We start from the raw sequence: 17,534 nt of genomic DNA on the forward strand, positions 1-17,534 counted from the left end.
CGGTGCCGCGCCGCGCTACTTGCCCGAGTGCAGCGCCCGGCCCACCACCCGGCGGGCGCGCCGGTAGACGGAGGCCGCGGGCGCGGGGACGGCGTCCTTGACCCGCTTCGACCGGGCCAGCTCCCGCCGCAGCCGGTCGTTGTCCCTGGACAGCTCGCCGACCTGGGTGTGCAGCCAGCCGAACCGGGTGGTCAGCGAGGAAAGGTCGGCGTCGTTCCAGGGGCGCACGCCCGGCGGGAACGCCAGCGACCGCATCCGCTTCTCGAAGGCGGCGCCGCCGTCGCCGTGCGTGAAGGTGTTCTGCAGCCCGTTCTTGTCCAGGAAGCGGGTGAACCGCTCGAAGCGCTCGGCGTGGTTGCCGGTCAGCCCGCTGAAGTCGGCCTGCTCGTACAGCCGCGCCGGGTCCGCCGCCTCGGGGTCCTTGGCGACCTTGTCCAGGCGCTGGTGCGGGATCTCGAAGTACCGGCACAGCTCCAGCGTGCGCGAGTCCCCGCACAGCACCGTCGCGGGAGTACCGGCGAGCAGCGCCGCGATGTTGCCGTGGATCCGGGAGCCGAAGGAGAAGTCGAACGGGCGCAGCTCGTCGATCCAGGTGATCGGGTCGACGTACACCCGCACCTTGTCCTCCCGGTACATCGGGTGGTCCGGGTGCGTCGGTATCGCGGTCACCGCGGCGTTCGGGTCCGACAGGTCCCGCCAGTGGAGCTGCCGCGCGTCACTGAGGTTCTGGCCGATGAAGCGCAGGTTGGGGTAGTGCTCGTGGGTCCGGTTGATGATCCGGCCCAGCCCCTGCTTCCTCACCGCGCTGTGCGAGCCGTTGATCGCGATCCGTGACTCGGCCGTCAGACCGGGGACCTGCTTGCGCACGTCGAGTTCGCGGCCGTACATGAACAGGGACGGGCAGCCGATGACCTCGACGTCCTTGAAGCCCATGTCCCGCAGGTACGTCTCGGTGAACTCGCCGCGCACGCCGATCGAGGCGCTGCGGTCCAGCACCGCCGAACAGAACGCGCGCACGGTCGGCTCGATCCGCTTCAGCCGCGCCGCGTCGTAGCCCACACCGGTCTGCGCGCCCACGCCGAGCACCACGACGGGGATGCGCAGCTTGGAGATGAGGCGGGTCAGCCGCTGCAGCGCCACCTCGAAGGACGGGCGGAAGGCGTTGGCCAGCGGTACGACGAACGCGTCGTACTCCGCGTTGATGCGCGCCGCAGCGGCCACCTCGGTGCGTCCGCCGTTCGAGAACACCTCGGTGTCCGGCGTCTCGAGGATCTTGTGCGCGGCGTCCTGGAAGATCAGGTTGCCGGAGTTGGTGGCGATGACGTCCTGGTGGAGGGCCTCCTCCACGGAGAAGACGTCATAGGGACTCTTGCCCGATCTGAGCAGGATGCGCTTCGGGTGGCGAACGGTAGGTGACACAACGGTCAATTTAAATTGGTGAAGGGTTTAATTTCTATAGGCAACGGATACAACCTTTTTGCCGTACGCGAAACGTGAGCAAACGGTTACTGTGCGCCTGTCCGGAGGCTGGACCGATGCGCACCGCCCGGCCCCCTTCGCGTAGATTGCCGGACAGACAGCGATTGCCGCTCAGGCAGCCGGTACGGGGCGAGGGGACAGCAGGCAAGGTGACCGAGGCAAGGCAAGCCGTGGGTACGGCCCGCAGGATCGTAGTCAAGGTGGGCTCCTCGTCGCTGACCACGGCCGCGGGCGGCCTGGACGCCGACCGCGTCGACGCGCTCGTCGACGTCCTCGCCAAGGTGCGCAGCGGAGGGGAGCGGGAGATCGTCCTGGTCTCCTCCGGAGCCATCGCGGCCGGACTCGCCCCCCTGGGGCTGCGTCGCCGTCCCAGGGACCTCGCCCGCCAGCAGGCCGCCGCCAGTGTCGGCCAGGGCCTGCTCGTCGCCCGCTACACCGCCTCCCTCGCCCGCTACGGCGTCCGAGTCGGCCAGGTGCTGCTCACCAGCGACGACATGAGCCGCCGCGCCCACCACCGCAACGCCTCCCGCACGCTGGACAAGCTGCTGGCGATGGGTGCCCTGCCGGTCGTCAACGAGAACGACACCGTCGCCACCGACGAGATCCGCTTCGGTGACAACGACCGCCTCGCCGCCCTGGTCGCCCACCTCGTCCACGCCGACCTGCTGGTGCTGCTCTCCGACGTCGACGGCGTCTACGACGGCGACCCGAGCAAGCCGGGCACCTCGCGGATAGCGGAGGTGCGGGGACCCGGGGACCTCGCCGAGGTCGAGATCGGCAGCGCGGGCAAGGCCGGGGTCGGCACCGGCGGCATGGTCACCAAGGTCGAGGCCGCCCGGATCGCCGCCGCCGCGGGCATCCCGGTGGTGCTGACCAGCGCCGTCCACGCGGCGGATGCGCTGAGCGGCGGCGACACCGGTACCTATTTCCACCCCAGCGGCAAGCGCTCCGCCGACCGGCTGCTGTGGCTCCAGCACGCCTCCACCCCGCAGGGCTCCCTCACCCTCGACGACGGCGCCGTCCGGGCGGTCGTGGAGCGGCGCACCTCGCTGCTGCCCGCGGGTATCGCCGCCGTGGAGGGCGAGTTCAGCGCCGGCGACCCGGTCGAGCTGCGCGACGGCACGGGACGCGCGGTGGCCCGGGGGCTCGTCAACTTCGACGCCAAGGAGATCCCCCTGCTGATCGGACGTTCGACCCGGGAACTGGCGCGCGAGCTGGGTCCGGCGTACGAACGCGAGGTCGTACACAGGGACGACCTGGTACTGCTGCACTCGTCGCACTCGTAGAGCCACTCGTAGAACAGGGCGTACGGAACGCCCCCGGTGGGGGACGTTCCGTGAAACCGCCACGCGGAGCCCGGCGGCCTGCTCAACTTTCTCTCGGGGACATGTTGATGGGACACGTTCCGTCAAGGGTCATGCGAGAAGGAGGCCGTCGTGAGACGAGCGCGCCCCGGGACGGCGTCCCGCGGTGCTCTGACGAGCGTCGTGGCCGGAGACGCCTACGAGCGGCGTGAGGTGCCCAGGGACCTGCCCCGCCTGTGGCACGTCACCCTCAGCGTCTCCGGGGAGGAGGTGCCGCTGCCCGACCTGCGGCGCGCCCTGGAACAGCTCGCCCACGACCACCCCTTCCTGCTGACCAGCAGATACGCCGGCGACCACGCGGAGATCCGCTACTGGGAGGAGGCCCGCGACCTCCATGACGCGGCCGCCGTCGCGCTGCGGCTGTGGGGCGAGCACCGGCAGACCGCCGGACTGCCGGCCTGGGAGATCGTCGGTCTCGAGGTCATCGACCGCGAGACGTACCACCAGCGCATCGCCGAGGGATACGGCCCCGCGCCCGCGACTCCGGTAGGGGTGCACCCGTTCTGAACGGGCCGGTGCCGCTGAACGGACCGGTCACGGCGAGGTTCCATGCGAGGTTCCACGGCGGGCTTCACCCCCTTTTGACCCGTCTCGCGGTATGGGACAACGGCTGAACGGCACGGTGCCGCGCACTACCCTTCCCCCATGACCACGCTCTCGCCGTACGACTCCATGTCCCCGGTCACCCAGGCCGCCTACCGGGCCAAGGCCGCCGCCGCCGATCTCGCGCCGCTCCCGCGCGCCGTGAAGGACGACGCGCTGCTCGCCATCGCCGACGCCCTGGAGGTCCGGACCGGCGAGATCGTCGAGGCCAACGCCAAGGACGTGGCCAAGGCCCGGGAGAACGGCACCAGCGAGTCCGTGGTCGACCGGCTCACCCTCACCCCCGAGCGTGTCCGCGCCATCGCCGCCGACGTCCGCGACGTCGCGAAGCTGCCCGACCCGGTCGGCGAGGTGGTGCGCGGCTCCACCCTCCCCAACGGCATCGACCTGCGCCAGGTCCGCGTCCCGCTCGGCGTGGTCGGCATCATCTACGAGGCCCGCCCGAACGTCACCGTGGACGCCGCCGCGCTGTGCCTGAAGTCCGGCAACGCCGTCCTGCTGCGCGGCTCGGCCTCCGCCTACGAGTCCAACACGGCCCTCGTCCGGGTGATCCGGGACGCCGTCGGCGGCGCCGGGCTGCCCGCGGACGCGGTCCAGCTGGTGCCCGGCGAGAGCCGTGACTCCGTCCGCGAGCTGATGCGCGCCCGCGGGCTCGTCGACGTGCTCATCCCGCGCGGCGGCGCCTCCCTGATCCAGACCGTGGTGAGCGAGTCCGTGGTCCCCGTCATCGAGACCGGCACCGGAAACTGCCACGTCTACGTCGACGCGCAGGCCGACATCGACATGGCGATCGAGATCCTGATCAACTCCAAGGCCCAGCGGGTCAGCGTCTGCAACGCCGCCGAGACCCTCCTGGTGCACCAGGACATCGCCGCCGAGTTCCTGCCGCGGGCCCTCGACGCCCTGGCCGAGGCCGGGGTCACCGTGCACGCCGACGAGCGCGTGCTGGCCCACGCCAAGGACGCCAAGGCCACCGTGGTCGAGGCGACCCCGGAGGACTGGGAGACCGAGTACCTGTCGTACGACATCGCCGCCGCCGTCGTGGACTCCCTCGACAAGGCCGTCGAGCACATCCGGCTGTGGACCTCCGGGCACACCGAGGCGATCGTCACCACCTCCCAGCAGGCGGCCCGCCGCTTCACCCAGCTGGTCGACTCCACCACCGTCGCCGTGAACGCCTCCACCCGGTTCACCGACGGCGGCCAGTTCGGCTTCGGCGCGGAGATCGGCATCTCCACCCAGAAGCTGCACGCCCGCGGTCCGATGGGCCTGCCGGAGCTGACCAGCACGAAGTACATCGTCACCGGCGACGGGCACGTACGCCGCTGACGGAGCCGCGCGCACGCCGGCGAGCAGGCCTGACGGAAAGACATCTCAGCAGGCGGATGAATTTCCGTACCGTCTGCCCAAATTGACCCCCCAGGTCTACTCTGGATCCGTGCCGGAGGACGTGGGGGGCACGCCGTTCTCGGACGGCTGGGAGCCCGACGACGACCACGACCGCGGGGTGTCGGACGAAGAGTTCGCCTCCGTGGTATTCGACGAGGCATTCGTGCAGGCGGCCGTGGTGCACGAGCCGACGGCCGTCGAACGCCTCCTGGCAGCGGCCCAGGCCAGAGCCGAGGCCTCCGAGGCGGAAGCCCGCCGCGCCCACGCCGGAGGCGACCGCTACGACGACGGTTACGGCGTCGAGGGCACCGGATTCGGTCATGATCAGGACGACGACGAATTCGACGACGACCAGGCCCGCGGCGCCCACCACGGCGCCTTCTGGCCCTACGGCAAGCAGGTCCGCTGGCACCGGCCCGTCGCCTGGGTGCTCGCGCTCGTGATGGGCGTCGGCATGGTCGCGCTGGCCTTCGCCGCCGTCTACCGGGGCGCCTCCTCCGGCACCCGCGACCGGATGCCGTCACCCGCATCCACCGGCCTGGAGCAGGGAGCGGCGGCACGCCCCTCCGCCTCCGCCGACACCGGCCGCCCCGCGGTCTCGGCGATCCCGCGATCCCCCTGAAAGCCGCCCCGCGTTTCTGGTGAGAACCTGTCAGAAGTTGTCGCACAGCGGTGCGTTTACCGGAGGCCCCCGGAACCTACCCTGAAAGTATGGGCGGGCCTGGAGACCCACCGGAGGGGACACCCGAGGGCGGCCCCGCAGGTGGCGAGGACGAGTACCGATCCGTCGTGTTCGACGAGTCGTTCGTCCGCGCTGCCCGCCTCCAGGAGTACTCCGCACAGGAGCGCATGACCGACCACTCGCCCGCCGTGCGCCGGCGCCCGCCGCTGCGCCGTGGGCTGACCCGGCAGGCCCTGATCCTCCTCCTGCTGATCGCCGTCGCCTTCGCCACCGCGGTCTACATGGGTGTCCGCCACCCCTACGGCTCCCCGCAGGCCCGGCGCACCGTCGAACCCCTGCGGATGACCGTCATCCCGCTGGCCCCGCGGGGCAAGGTGCCGGGCGCCACCGACGCCGAGTACCTGTACGCGCACAGCCCGGCCGCCCAGTTCGAGGTCGGTGCCGCGGGAATCCCGCTGCCCGCCTCCCGCGGCACCGCCCACTTCTCGGACAGCCAGGTCACCGCCGCCCTGAGCATCGCCAGGAACTACCTGGTCCGCTCCTCCCTCGACCCCGATGTGCTCACCGGCCGCCAGGTCCGCCCGGTCCGGGCCCTGCTCGACTCCGACCAGCTCGCCCAGTTCGACCGCGGCTTCGACCACCCGGCGGCGGACGGCCGCCACGCCCCCACCGGCTGGCTGGTCCGCATCGACCCCTCCCACGCGCGCCTGGCCGACGACCGGATCCGCGCCCAGGGCACCCTGCGGGCCGCCGAGACCGACACGGCCACACTGGAGATCAGCGCCGACACGATCTTCGTCTACGCCCTGCGCCCGGCCGGCGCCGCCGCCGACGCGGCCGTGTCCCTCTTCACCGTCCGCCGCGAGCTGGCCTTCCGCTTCACCCGCGACGACCTGCGCGTGGGCCAGGTCCGGCTGGCCGGCTCCTACACCCAGGCGGGCCCGCTGTCCTGCGCCGAGGACGCCACCTCCTACCTGCGGCCTCTGCTGCCCGGCCAGACTGCCCGGAGCGGCGGCCCGGCGGGCACCAACCCCTACGCCGCGGACAGCACCACGGCCCTGTGCGGCACGCTGGCCACCGAGGCCCAGCCGAAGGTCTGACGCCGAAGGTCTGACGTCCCGGCCGGGCCCCGGGGCCGTGATCCGGCTACTCCCCGTCCTGCTCGGAGGCGTCTCGCGGTCCGTCCTGCGGTCCGTCCTGCTCGGAGGCGCCTCGCGGCGCGTCCTTCGACGGGGCCGGGCCCCGGAAACCGTCGAAGCCGCGGCGGACCCGGCCGCCGAAGTCGCCGGCGCCGCCCGCGAGGTCCGTGACCAGCTTCATCAGCGGGTCCTTCGAGGTCTTCACATCGCTGGCGTAGCTCGCGGCGGACTCGCGGAAGGAGTCGCTCACCGAGGCGTCCTTGTCCTCGCTGCGCCGCGGGTAGTGGCCGTCCATCAGGCGCTGGTGGTCCCGGGACCCGGCCCACTTCTTCAGCTCCGCGGCCCGGATGGTGGCGAAGGGGTGCGAGCGGGGCAGCACGTTCAGGATCTTCAGCACCGAGTCGCGCAGGTCGCCGCCGGCCTCGTACTCCTCGGCCTGCTCCAGGAACGCGTCCACGTTCATCTCGTGCAGATGGTTGCCGCCCGCCATCTTCATCAGGCCGCGCATGGAGGCCCGCAGATCCTGCCCCACCAGCAGCCCGGCCCGGTCCGCCGACAGCTCCGACTTGCGGAACCACTCCCTGAGCGCGGTCACGAGCGCCATGATCGCGATGTTGCCCAGCGGTACCCAGGCGACCTTCAGGGCCAGCGTGGTCAGGAACAGCAGTATCGTGCGGTACACCGCGTGACCGGACAGGGCGTGCCCCACCTCGTGCCCGACGACCGCCCGCATCTCCTCCTCGTCGAGCAGTTCGACCAGGCCCGTGGTGACCACGATGACCGGCTCGTCCAGACCGATGCACATCGCGTTCGGCTGCGGGTCCTGCGTGACGTACATCGGCGGGACCTTCTCCAGGTCCAGGATGTAGCAGGCGTCCAGCAGCATGTCGTGCAGGTGCGCGAACTGCCGCTCCGAGACACGTACCGAGTCGGACAGGAACAGCAGCCTCAGGCTCCGCTCCGGCAGCAGCCCGCTGAGCACCTTGAACACGGTGTCGAAACCGCTCAGCTTGCGCAGCGCCACCAGAGCCGACCGGTCGGCCGGATGCTCGTAGGCACGCGAGGAGATCCCCGGGAAGCGCCTGCGATGCCTGCTCGGCACGCGCTCGTGCCCGGTCTGCTCACGGCCGTCGTCGGACATGTCTTCCCCCATGTGCGTGTCAGTGCCACTGTCGCCCCCGAGTCGGGAGCCAGCCTAGGCGGAGATACCGTGGACGGGCAGTACAGCGAAGGAGACCACGTCATGGAGTACCGCCCCCCGGCAACCTGGCTGACCGAGGCCGCCGGCACCGCCGTCCAGCAGCACGGATCGGGCAACCTGCTCCGGATCGTTCTGATCGTGATGTTCCTCGGCTGCGCACTGACCGCATGGATCCTGCTGCGCGGCTACAAGCAGAAGGACGACTGACGGGCCGCGGAAGTTCCCCGCCGGTGGCGCAGTTGACGTCCCGCGTCCACCGCGACGGCGGAGTCGGGGTGATCGCCGCCGGGCCGCCCGCTTACGATGAGCCGACATCTTCATCCCGCCCACACGCGATAGGTCCTGCCGATGAGCCTCCACCTCGCCGCTGCCCAGCTGGTCACCCTCGCCGCCGAGGGTGAGGAGCACGGTGGCAACCACAACAGCCTGAACCCGGCGGTCACCGGCGGCGGCGCGCTGATCATCCTGCTGCTCCTGCTGTGGATCACCACCCGCTTCAACCGCGACCGCTGAACCGGGACCCCGTCCCCGGCCAGGGCCCTCGGACCGGGCCGGTAGGGTCTGCACGCATGGAAGAGCAGGACAAGCCCACCGGCCCGGTGCACACCCCGGTGCCACGCCCGGGCAACGGCCCCGCCCACACGGGCAGGCGCCGCCTCGGCGTCATGGGCGGAACGTTCGACCCGATCCACCACGGGCACCTCGTGGCGGCAAGCGAGGTCGCCGCCCAGTTCCAGCTGGACGAGGTGGTGTTCGTGCCCACCGGCCAGCCGTGGCAGAAGTCCCACCGGAAGGTCTCCCCGGCCGAGGACCGCTACCTGATGACGGTCATCGCCACCGCCGAGAACCCGCAGTTCTCCGTCAGCCGCATCGACATCGACCGCGGCGGCCCCACCTACACCGTGGACACCCTGCGCGACCTGCGGGCCCTCAACCCCGACACCGACCTGTTCTTCATGACCGGTGCCGACGCCCTGGGCCAGATCCTCACCTGGCGGGACTCCGAGGAGCTGTTCTCCCTCGCGCACTTCATCGGCGTCACCCGTCCCGGCCACCACCTGACCGACCAGGGGCTGCCGGAGGGCGGCGTCTCGCTCGTAGAGGTTCCCGCGCTCGCCATCTCCTCGACGGACTGCCGCGCGAGAGTCGCCAAGGGCGACCCCATCTGGTACATGGTGCCGGACGGAGTCGTGCGTTACATCGACAAGCGCGAGCTGTACCGCGGCGAATGAGCCGAGAGGGGCACCGGTGAACGACCGATACGACGCGGATGACGCCGCCCAGGGCGCCGCCCCGTACGAACTCGTCGGCTACGACGAGTACGGGCAGCCCGTGTACCGGCAGGTCCCGGCGCGGCAGGCGCCACAGCAGTCCTACGATCCGTACGCCCAGCAGGGCTACGGCTACGACCCGTACGCAACGGGCCCTCAGCAGCCGCAGTCCTACGACGCGTACGGCACCGGCCGGCAGCAGCCCGCCACGCCCTCCTACGACCCCTACGGCTCCCAGGCCCCGTACGACGCCTACGGCACCGGCGCCCAGGGAACCACCGCCCCGTACGACCCCTACGGGCAGGCGGCGACAAGCGGGCAGCACCCCCGGGTCGCCGAACAGACCGCCTACATCCCGCAGCAGGCAGGCCCCGGCGGCACCACCGCCCCGCGGGAGCCCGAGGTCCCCGAGCCCCGCACCGCCCCCGGTGAACCGGACCGCGGCGACGAGCAGTTCGCCTTCGTCGAGGAGCCGGACGGCGACTCCGAGGACGTCATCGACTGGCTGGCGTTCACGGAGAACCGCACGGAGCGCCGCGAGGAGGCCCGCCGCCGCGCCCGCAGCCGGATCATCGCCCTCCTCGTCGTCCTCGCCCTCGTCGCCGTGGGCGGCGTCGGCTACCTCTGGTACGCCGGGAAACTGCCCGGCCTGTCCTCCTCCGGCTCCAAGACGGGCACGGCCACGCCGGTGGGCGCCCAGAAGCGCGACGTGATCGTCGTCCACCTGCACAACACCGGCAGGTCCGGCACCTCCACGGCACTGCTGGTCGACAACACCACCACCAAGCAGGGCACCACCGTGCTGCTGCCCAACTCCCTCGCGCTGAGCGGCGACGACGGCTCCACCACGACGCTCGCCAAGTCCGTGGACGACGACGGCGCCTCCGGCACCCGCGACCAGCTCGACACCGTCCTCGGGACCAGCATCCAGGGCACCTGGCGCCTGGACACCCCCTACCTGCAGAACCTCGTCGACCTGGTCGGCAACATCGACATCGACACCAACACCGACGTGCCCGACCCGGACGGCAAGAAGAAGGGTTCCTCGCCGCTGGTCCACCGGGGCAAGGCGCAGACCCTCAGCGGCAAGATGGCCGTCGCCTACGCCACCTACCGCGCGTCCGGCGAGTCCCAGAACGCCCAGCTGGAGCGGTTCGGGCAGGTCATGCAGGGCGTGCTCCGCAAGCTCTCCTCCGAGCCGGCGGCCGCCACCACCACCGTGCAGACCCTGGCCCAGATCCTCGACCCGCCGCTGACCGACAAGGACCTCGGCACCTTCCTCGCGGGCCTCGCCGACCTCGCCAAGGGCGGCGACTACCGGACGGCCCTGCTGCCCGTGCAGACCGGCGGCACCCTGAGCGCCGCGACCAGCGACAGCGTGGTCAAGGACATCCTGGGCGGCACCGCCAAGAGCCCCGCCGCGGGATCGGCGGTGCGGGTCTCCGTCCAGAACGCCACCGGCGTGAAGGACGACACCGAGAAGGCCCGCGTGGTGCTCCTGAACGGCGGCTTCACCTTCCTCGAGGGCGGCACCGCGTCCGGCACCCGGACCACCTCCCAGGTGCTCTACGCCGACGCCGCCGACAAGGCGAACGCCGCCGAGGTCGCCAAGACGCTGGGCCTGCCGGCCGGCTCCGTGGCCAAGGGCACCGTGTCCTCCGGCGCCGACGTCTCGGTCGTCCTCGGCGGCGACTACCGGCCCGCCTCCTCCTGACCGCGGCCGGGGCACCCCACGCGATGCCGTGATCGCGTGGGGTGCGCCAGTCGGTCCGTGAGACCCTTGAGGTCAACAGACCGCCGACCGAAAGCCGCGTAGTGACCGCCACCGACCGTTCCCTCGATCTCATCAACACCGCCGCCCAGGCGGCGGCCGACAAGCTCGCCCACGACGTCATCGCCTACGACGTCAGCGACGTGCTGTCGATCACGGACGCATTCCTGCTGGCCTCCGCGCCGAACGACCGCCAGGTCCGGGCGATCGTCGACGAGATCGAGGAGCGCCTGCAGAAGGAACTCGGCGCCAAGCCCGTACGCCGCGAAGGCGACCGCGAGTCCCGCTGGATCCTGCTCGACTACATCGACATCGTCATCCACGTCCAGCACAGCGAGGAGCGGGTCTTCTACGCCCTGGAGCGGCTGTGGAAGGACTGCCCCGAGCTCGAGCTGCCCGCCGACGCCAAGGCCACCCGCGGCAAGGCCCAGGAGCACGCCAAGCTGCAGGCAGCCGAGGCCGCCGAGGAGCCCGACGGGGACTGGCGATGAGTGCCACCGGCGAAGTGACCGACCGCAGGGGCCGGGGCCGCCGCATCATCCTGTGGCGGCACGGCCAGACCTCGTGGAACGTCGAACGCCGCTTCCAGGGCAGTACGGACGTCGAACTGACCGAGACCGGCATCGGCCAGGCCCGCCGCGCCGCCCGGCTGCTCGCCTCCCTGGGGCCCGACGCGATCGTCTCCTCCGACCTGCGACGGGCCGCGAACACGGCCTCCGAGCTGGCCGCCCTCACCGGGCTCGACGTCACCCCCGACGAGGGCCTGCGCGAGACCTACGCGGGCGTCTGGCAGGGGCTGACGCACGAGGAGATCATCACCCGCCACGGCGAGGAGTACGCCGCCTGGAAGCGCGGCGAGGCGGTCCGCCGCGGCGGCGGCGAGCTGGAGACCGAGGTCGCCGACCGCGCCGCCCCCGTCGTGCTGCGGCACGCCGAGAAGCTGCCCGAGGACGGCACCCTCGTGGTGGTCAGCCACGGTGGCACCATCCGCACCACCATCGGCCGGCTCCTCGGCCTCGAGGCCTCGCACTGGGAGAGCCTCGGCGGCCTGTCCAACTGCTGCTGGTCCGTGCTCGGTGAGGGCGCCCGCGGCTGGCGCCTGCTGGAGCACAACGCGGGCACCCTCCCGGAGCCCGTCCTCGGCGACGACGACTGAGCGGCCCCCGGGCCCGCTGTTCCCCACCCGGGGACCCGGATTTCACTTTCCGGCAGGTCACAGGCTAAAGTTCTTCTTGTTCGCCCCGCCGAGCGGGGCGAAACACCATGCGGCCCGCCGCGTGGGACAAGGGGCTATAGCTCAGTTGGTAGAGCGCCTGCATGGCATGCAGGAGGTCAGGAGTTCAATTCTCCTTAGCTCCACGGATCGACACTCTGTCGAGTTGTCAGAGATCGGTGATGAGGATCCCGTCCCCTCAGGGGGGCGGGATCCTCTGTGTTCCGGCGACTGTTCCGGAGGATCTTTCCTCGTGTTCCCGGCTCGTCCGGCTGACCCGGCGGGGCGGTGTTGGGCAGACTGGTCCCGTACCGGCTTGAGTCACATGGGGTCCCGAGGGCGTATACCTCCACGGAGGCGTTCCCGGTGGGCGCGCGGACAGGGGCCGGCCCAGCCGCGACGGGCGCCGTGTCCGGACCGGTACCGAGGCGTCGCTGACCGTATTGGCCCGGCCGTGGCAGAATCAAACGGCCGGAAGGGGGCGCGGCCCGACGGGAGGAGTAGCGATGCCTGCGAGCATCCTTGGGGAGGTCGGCCACCTCCTCGGTGCTGCGTTGATACGGGACACGACCACCCGGCTCAGCTGCCCTTCCTGCGGTTCCGGACATGTGGCGCAAGTTCTCGGCGACAATGGCGGAATCTCCTACGTGTGCACGGCCTGCGGCCACAGCTGGAGCTGATCGATGGGTGCACACAGGCGAAAGTGCGACTGGTGCGGCAGTGGTACGCCGATCGTCCGTGACATGGAGCCGATCAATCCCGACTACCAGTACTGGTGCGAGGAATGCGCGCGGGCGCTGATCATAAAAGGCGACCCGATCGAGACCTACCGCGAGCTGGAGGGCGAGCCGATCTACGGCCGCCTGCTCGAGGAGCACTGCACGCTCAAGAGGTTCTACTCCTTCGTCACCGCTTGACGTATCCCCGGCTCCTGCCGTCTTTCCGGCAACGATGTCGAGGTCCGGGCCAGCGCCAGGAACAGCGCGGCCGCGGCCGGGTAGAGGGCCGAGAGCGTCATCTGGGCGCCGCTCTGGTGCAGTTCGGGCCGCGCCGGGCCGTGCGGCACCCACCAGGGGGCGTACGAGCAGAACACCAGGGCCGTGCCCAGGGCCGCCGCCCGGTGTCCGCGCGTCCACAGCAGCAGCACCAGGGGCACGCACCACACCCAGTGGTGCGTCCACGACACCGGGCTGACCAGCAGCGCGGTGACCGCGCAGCAGCACACCGCCCAGGCCCGCATCCCACGCAGCTCCGCCGTCACCGCCACCGCGAGCCCCACGGCGGCCATCACGGCCACGCCGGCCGTCCAGACGGCTCCCGGGTCGGGAGTGTGCAGCATGCGCGCCAGAACGCCGCGCAGGGCCTGGTTGGCGGTGTCCTCCGCGTGCCCGACCCGGTCCGACCGGAACACCGTGTCCGTCCAGAACCGCCACGAGTCGTACGGCAGGGCGGCCGCCGCGAGCAGCGTGGCACCGGCGAACGCGACGGCCGCCCCGCGCGCGTGACGCAGCCATGGCTCCCCGTCGCCGCCCCGCAGCCGGGCCACGATCCCCGTGGTGAGCAGGAACACCGCGAACAGCGCCGGCGTCAGCTTCACCGCGGCGGCGAGCCCGAGTCCCGCACCGGCCCAGCGGCCGTGGCCGTCGACGGGGCGGCGGGTCAGGTCCCACAGCACCACCGTGGCCAGCAGCAGGTTGACCTGGCCGTAGCGCAGGGTCGTCCACACCGGCTCGCACCAGACGGCCACCGCCGCGACCCACCAGACGGTCTCCACGCGTGTGTGGCCGGTGAGTCTCAGGGACAGCCGCACGAACACCAGCAGCAGGACCAGGTTCCCGGCCGTGGCCAGCGTGCGCAGGACCACGGTGCCCGGCAGCGTCAACGCCGTGAACAGCAGGGCCGCGAACGGGGGGTAGGTGGTGGGCAGGTGCGCGGCGGTCGCCCGCAGCGCGTACAGATCACCGCCCGCGCGGACGGTGGCGCCCTCGGCCCGGTACACCATCAGGTCGATCATCGACACGTGCGCGGCCCGCTGGGCCAGCCAGAACGCCGTGAACGACACCAGGCACGCGCCCGCCGCCACCGGCACGCGGCGCCGGGCTCCGGGGAACGCTGCCAGGGTCACGAAAGCAGACATTAGCCCCCGTATGAGAGTCAAACGGAAACCGATTTGGTACTGCCCCCCGGGGACCGTGTAATGTTGGCGTCGCCGCCGGGGAGACCGGGCGGAACAAAGCGAGGGGCTATAGCTCAGTTGGTAGAGCGCCTGCATGGCATGCAGGAGGTCAGGAGTTCAATTCTCCTTAGCTCCACAGAAATCGAAGGCGGATCATCCGAACGGATGATCCGCCTTCGTCGTGTTACCCGTCACGTTCCCCGTCACGGACGTGTTCGCCATCCTCTACGGCTCGTACGCGCGCGTGTGTTCCGACAGACGCGCGACGGGGGCCACCCGGCTCGGACGACCCCCGTCGCGCGCGGTCGTGTCGTCAGCGGCCGAGGGCCCGCCGGCCACGGCCCTGGGAGAGGACGGGCAGGTTGCGTGACGGCGCCTGGCCGCGGGTCTCCTCCTCGATGCGCAGCGCCAGGGCGGGGCAGCGGCGCACCGCGCGCAGCGCCTTCGCCTCGGCGTAGCGCGGCACCTGAGCCTGCGCCACCGTCGGGAAGCCGTCCGCGCCGAGTTCGAAGACCTCGGGGAGGATGTCGGCGCAGAGACCGTGGCCCCGGCACAGCGTCCAGTCGACGTAGATCTTCTGGCGGCTGCCGCCGGTCTCCTCGGGCTCAGCGCCGCCCTGGATGCCCGCCGGGGCCCTGCCCCCCTCGAAGAGCGGCAGCACGCCCTCCACGGGCCGTCCGCAGCCGTTGCCGAGGACGTGCGCGGCCAGGTCGTCGGTGAACGCCTTGATGGTCGACTCCAGGAACATCGCGGAGCCGTCGGGGTGCGAACACGCCCCGCGCCGCTTCACGTTCTTCGCGACCTGCTTCAGCGCCTCAAGGGCGGCCGGTCCGCCGCCGTTCAGGATGTCCTCCAGGCCGCGCGCGGCGGCGGGCAGTCCCAGGTAGCAGGGGCCGCACTGGCCGGCGCTCTCCTCGGCCAGCCACTGGGCCACTCGCAGCGACTCGCCCAGCGGGCAGGTCTCCTGGCTGATCGGCAGGATCGCGCCCGCGCCCAGCGAACCGCCCACCGCGTCCAGCGAGTTGCGGGAGACGATCGCCTCGTTGACGGTCGCGGCGTCGATCCACTTGCCGTGGTAGCCGCCGGTCAGCACGCCCTGCGGCACCGGCGGGGCGCCGGCCAGCTGCAGGACGTAGCGCAGCGGCACGCCGGTGGGAACCTCGAGCACCATCGGCCGGGCGACGGCTCCGGAGACGGTGAGCATGACGGTGCCCGGCTCGTCGTACAGGCCGGTGTTGCCGTAGCGCTCGGGCCCGATGCGGGCGGCGATGGCGAGCTGCGCGAACGTCTCCGCGTTCGACAGCAGCGTGGGCGCCCCGCCGACGCCGCTCTGCGAGGCGCTGATCTTGCGGCCGGGCGGGATCGCCGGGCCGCCGTCGACCGAACGGATCAGCGACGCGGCGGCGCCGGTGACCATCCGGACCGGGTTGCGCTGCACCCAAGCGCGCAGTGCCGACCTGCGGCTGTTGCTCAGGCCGCGTTCGGCCAGCGCGGCCTCCATGGAGCGCTGGGTGGACTCCCGGGTGACCCCGATCACGAGCGTGCGGGCACCGAGCGCCTCGGCGCACAGCAGGGCGCCGTCCAGGATGAGGTGCGGGGCACGGTTGATGAGCACCGTGTCCTTGCGGCAGGCCGGTTCGTCCTCACTGCCGTTGACGACGACGACCGGCCGCACCCCGCGCTTGATCGCCGACTCGGCGACCGAGCGCAGCTTCTTGTGGAAGGGGAAGCCCGCGCCGCCGCGGCCCTTGAGGCCGATGCGCTCGGCGAGCTGGGCGAGCTGTTCGCCGCCCAGCGGGTCGAGCGGCCCGTGCACCTTCAGGTGCATGGGCAGGTCGAGCCGCTCCACAAGGTCGAAGCCCGAGGTCAGCTGGGGAAGGCCGACCACGCGGACTTCCGGGACGTCGGGCAGGGCCTCGTTCACCTATAGCCTCCGGAAGGCGTGTTCCAAGGTTCGCCCGAACCCGGCGGGTCGTACGCGCCGGGGGTTGTTTCGGTGGCGGGACCGCCGTTGAACGTGTCACCCGAGTTGTACGTCCCGTAGGAGGCGTTCGTCTCACCGGTGTCGTACACGTCACGTCCGCCGTATCCGCCGGTGCCCGGATTGCCATAGGCCGGGATGTTGTATCCGGTGTCCTGGAGCGGGTCGTACGCCGACGGCGGGGCCTCGCCGACCGGCGGCGGGGACGGGATCGGCCAGCTGCCCGAAGTGCTCGACGGGCCGTCCACGCGCGGCATCGCCTCCGTGGCCTGCAGGTCCAGCGGCAGATCCATGCGCGCGGTGCGGTCGGCCGTGAACGGCTGCTGGGGACGACCCGGGGTGGACACCGCGCGATAGGCGGCCGCGAAACCGGACGCGGGCTCGGCGGCCGGGGCGGCGGGGGTCTGGTACAGCGGCGCGGACGCGGGACCGGCAGGCGTGCCGGCGGGCGACGGCCTCGGCTCGCGCCGGGACTCGAAGCCCGGCAGCGCGGACTCGGTGACCCGCGACCGGCTCGCGTCCAGCTCGTCGAACCCCCGCCGCTCCGAGCTGCCCAGGACGGCCACGAGCCGGTCGGCGACCTTGCGCTTGAAGGGGCGCGGGGCCGAGCGGAGCGCCAGCGCGCCCATCACGCCGAGCAGGGACAGGCTGTAGAGGATCACGAAGACCGGCTTGGCCTGGCGACCCGCGTAGAGCCCGTGCACCAGCGCCGCGCACCAGGCCGGATAGGCCAGCATGTGCATCGCACGCCAGCGGGCGGCGACCGGGGCCGGCGTGGCGAAGTTGCTGCGCAGGGCGCCGGTCACGCCCACGAAGATCATCAGCAGACCCGCCAGCGAGCCCAGGCCGATCAGGCCGCCGCTTCCGGTGACGCCGAGCGAGAACGGGATGATCGCGGCGATCAGCTTGGTGTGGTCCAGCGCGATCTTGGTGGTGATGTGCAGCAGCAGGAACGCGATGGAGGCGACCGCGGTCGTCCGGTGCACCGCCTGGCCGACGATCCGCTGGCGCGTGTTCAGGAAGATCCGGTCCTGGGCGAACAGCCCCCAGATCACCGAACAGCTCAGCGAGACCAGGGACAGCACGCCCGCTCCGAAGTTCAGGAACTCCTGGAACTGGCTGCCTCCGACCAGCACGACCACGGGTATGAGCAGCAGAACGACGGCGGATGCCACCCCATAGGCCGACCGGCCGGGTTTGGGGAGCGAGCTGTTACTACGACGAGGGTTCATGGGGGCAACTCCGAGCAGTTTCGGGAAAGCGGT

Annotated in this window: 17 protein-coding genes and 2 tRNA genes; 14 read left to right on the forward strand and 5 right to left on the reverse strand. The window is 71.5% G+C overall.

The annotated features are described in order from the left end of the window. Window positions 1–15: 15 nt before the first annotated feature. On the reverse strand, window positions 16–1,419 hold the full coding sequence (locus ACFVVO_RS27680) for a polysaccharide pyruvyl transferase family protein (RefSeq protein ID WP_390058359.1): 1,404 nt from the start codon (window positions 1,417–1,419) through the stop codon (window positions 16–18). A gap of 230 nt (window positions 1,420–1,649) precedes the next feature. Here ACFVVO_RS27680 and proB point away from each other — a divergent pair, with 230 nt between their 5' ends. The 5 genes from proB to ACFVVO_RS27705 all read left to right on the forward strand — a co-directional run bounded on the left by proB (window position 1,650) and on the right by ACFVVO_RS27705 (window position 6,617). Further along, a complete protein-coding gene (gene proB / locus ACFVVO_RS27685) occupies window positions 1,650–2,765 on the forward strand; it encodes a glutamate 5-kinase (protein ID WP_390058725.1) in 1,116 nt (371 codons plus the stop codon). A gap of 150 nt (window positions 2,766–2,915) precedes the next feature. Continuing rightward, the gene (locus ACFVVO_RS27690; RefSeq protein WP_390058361.1) at window positions 2,916–3,350 is read left to right on the forward strand and encodes a hypothetical protein; all 435 of its coding nucleotides are present in this window, start codon (window positions 2,916–2,918) and stop codon (window positions 3,348–3,350) included. A gap of 138 nt (window positions 3,351–3,488) precedes the next feature. Continuing rightward, window positions 3,489–4,775 carry a glutamate-5-semialdehyde dehydrogenase gene (locus ACFVVO_RS27695; RefSeq protein ID WP_390058363.1) on the forward strand — a complete coding sequence of 429 codons (1,287 nt, stop codon included), beginning with the start codon at window positions 3,489–3,491 and terminating at the stop codon, window positions 4,773–4,775. A 109-nt stretch (window positions 4,776–4,884) separates the two neighbouring features. Continuing rightward, on the forward strand, window positions 4,885–5,457 hold the full coding sequence (locus ACFVVO_RS27700) for a hypothetical protein (protein WP_390058365.1): 573 nt from the start codon (window positions 4,885–4,887) through the stop codon (window positions 5,455–5,457). An 89-nt stretch (window positions 5,458–5,546) separates the two neighbouring features. Beyond that, window positions 5,547–6,617 (forward strand): hypothetical protein, encoded by a 1,071-nt coding sequence (locus ACFVVO_RS27705; RefSeq protein ID WP_390058367.1) that lies wholly within the window; start codon window positions 5,547–5,549, stop codon window positions 6,615–6,617. A 46-nt stretch (window positions 6,618–6,663) separates the two neighbouring features. Here ACFVVO_RS27705 and ACFVVO_RS27710 read toward each other — a convergent pair whose 3' ends face one another. Then, window positions 6,664–7,797 carry a M48 family metallopeptidase gene (locus ACFVVO_RS27710; protein ID WP_390058369.1) on the reverse strand — a complete coding sequence of 378 codons (1,134 nt, stop codon included), beginning with the start codon at window positions 7,795–7,797 and terminating at the stop codon, window positions 6,664–6,666. 102 nt (window positions 7,798–7,899) lie between these two features. Between ACFVVO_RS27710 and ACFVVO_RS27715 the strand changes: the two genes are divergently transcribed. From ACFVVO_RS27715 to ACFVVO_RS27750, 8 genes are all read left to right on the forward strand, one after another. Continuing rightward, window positions 7,900–8,064, forward strand: coding sequence for a hypothetical protein (locus tag ACFVVO_RS27715; protein ID WP_390058371.1), 165 nt, complete (start codon window positions 7,900–7,902; stop codon window positions 8,062–8,064). A gap of 141 nt (window positions 8,065–8,205) precedes the next feature. Continuing rightward, window positions 8,206–8,370 carry a hypothetical protein gene (locus ACFVVO_RS27720; RefSeq protein WP_351659421.1) on the forward strand — a complete coding sequence of 55 codons (165 nt, stop codon included), beginning with the start codon at window positions 8,206–8,208 and terminating at the stop codon, window positions 8,368–8,370. A 56-nt stretch (window positions 8,371–8,426) separates the two neighbouring features. After that, a complete protein-coding gene (nadD, locus tag ACFVVO_RS27725; RefSeq protein ID WP_390058373.1) occupies window positions 8,427–9,089 on the forward strand; it encodes a nicotinate-nucleotide adenylyltransferase in 663 nt (220 codons plus the stop codon). Between the two features lie 16 nt (window positions 9,090–9,105). Then, the gene (locus tag ACFVVO_RS27730; RefSeq protein ID WP_390058374.1) at window positions 9,106–10,842 is read left to right on the forward strand and encodes a LytR C-terminal domain-containing protein; all 1,737 of its coding nucleotides are present in this window, start codon (window positions 9,106–9,108) and stop codon (window positions 10,840–10,842) included. 101 nt (window positions 10,843–10,943) lie between these two features. Then, window positions 10,944–11,390, forward strand: a complete 447-nt coding sequence (rsfS, locus tag ACFVVO_RS27735; RefSeq protein ID WP_390058376.1) for a ribosome silencing factor — start codon at window positions 10,944–10,946, stop codon at window positions 11,388–11,390. Continuing rightward, the gene (locus tag ACFVVO_RS27740; protein ID WP_390058377.1) at window positions 11,387–12,055 is read left to right on the forward strand and encodes a histidine phosphatase family protein; all 669 of its coding nucleotides are present in this window, start codon (window positions 11,387–11,389) and stop codon (window positions 12,053–12,055) included. Before rsfS ends, ACFVVO_RS27740 begins: the two co-directional genes overlap by 4 nt. A gap of 130 nt (window positions 12,056–12,185) precedes the next feature. Continuing rightward, a tRNA-Ala gene (locus tag ACFVVO_RS27745) sits at window positions 12,186–12,258 on the forward strand. Window positions 12,259–12,795: 537 nt separating this feature from the next. After that, the gene (locus tag ACFVVO_RS27750) at window positions 12,796–13,029 is read left to right on the forward strand and encodes a hypothetical protein (protein WP_006136074.1); all 234 of its coding nucleotides are present in this window, start codon (window positions 12,796–12,798) and stop codon (window positions 13,027–13,029) included. On the opposite strand, the gene ACFVVO_RS27755 is transcribed toward ACFVVO_RS27750, so the two are convergent. Beyond that, complete coding sequence (locus ACFVVO_RS27755) at window positions 13,008–14,237, reverse strand: glycosyltransferase 87 family protein (protein WP_390058379.1); 1,230 nt, start codon at window positions 14,235–14,237, stop codon at window positions 13,008–13,010. The genes ACFVVO_RS27750 and ACFVVO_RS27755 overlap by 22 nt on opposite strands. A 114-nt stretch (window positions 14,238–14,351) precedes the next feature. On the opposite strand from ACFVVO_RS27755, the gene ACFVVO_RS27760 reads away from it, so the two are divergent. Further along, window positions 14,352–14,424: transfer RNA gene (locus ACFVVO_RS27760), tRNA-Ala, on the forward strand. Window positions 14,425–14,601: 177 nt separating this feature from the next. Here ACFVVO_RS27760 and ACFVVO_RS27765 read toward each other — a convergent pair. Both ACFVVO_RS27765 and ACFVVO_RS27770 read right to left on the reverse strand, forming a co-directional pair. Continuing rightward, window positions 14,602–16,212, reverse strand: a complete 1,611-nt coding sequence (locus ACFVVO_RS27765) for an NADH-ubiquinone oxidoreductase-F iron-sulfur binding region domain-containing protein (protein WP_390058381.1) — start codon at window positions 16,210–16,212, stop codon at window positions 14,602–14,604. After that, a complete protein-coding gene (locus tag ACFVVO_RS27770; RefSeq protein WP_390058383.1) occupies window positions 16,209–17,501 on the reverse strand; it encodes a cytochrome b/b6 domain-containing protein in 1,293 nt (430 codons plus the stop codon). Before ACFVVO_RS27770 ends, ACFVVO_RS27765 begins: the two co-directional genes overlap by 4 nt. Window positions 17,502–17,534 lie beyond the last annotated feature (33 nt).

The sequence above is a fragment of the Streptomyces sp. NPDC058145 genome, assembly GCF_042884245.1.
In the GTDB taxonomy this organism is placed as follows: Bacteria; Actinomycetota; Actinomycetes; order Streptomycetales; family Streptomycetaceae; genus Streptomyces.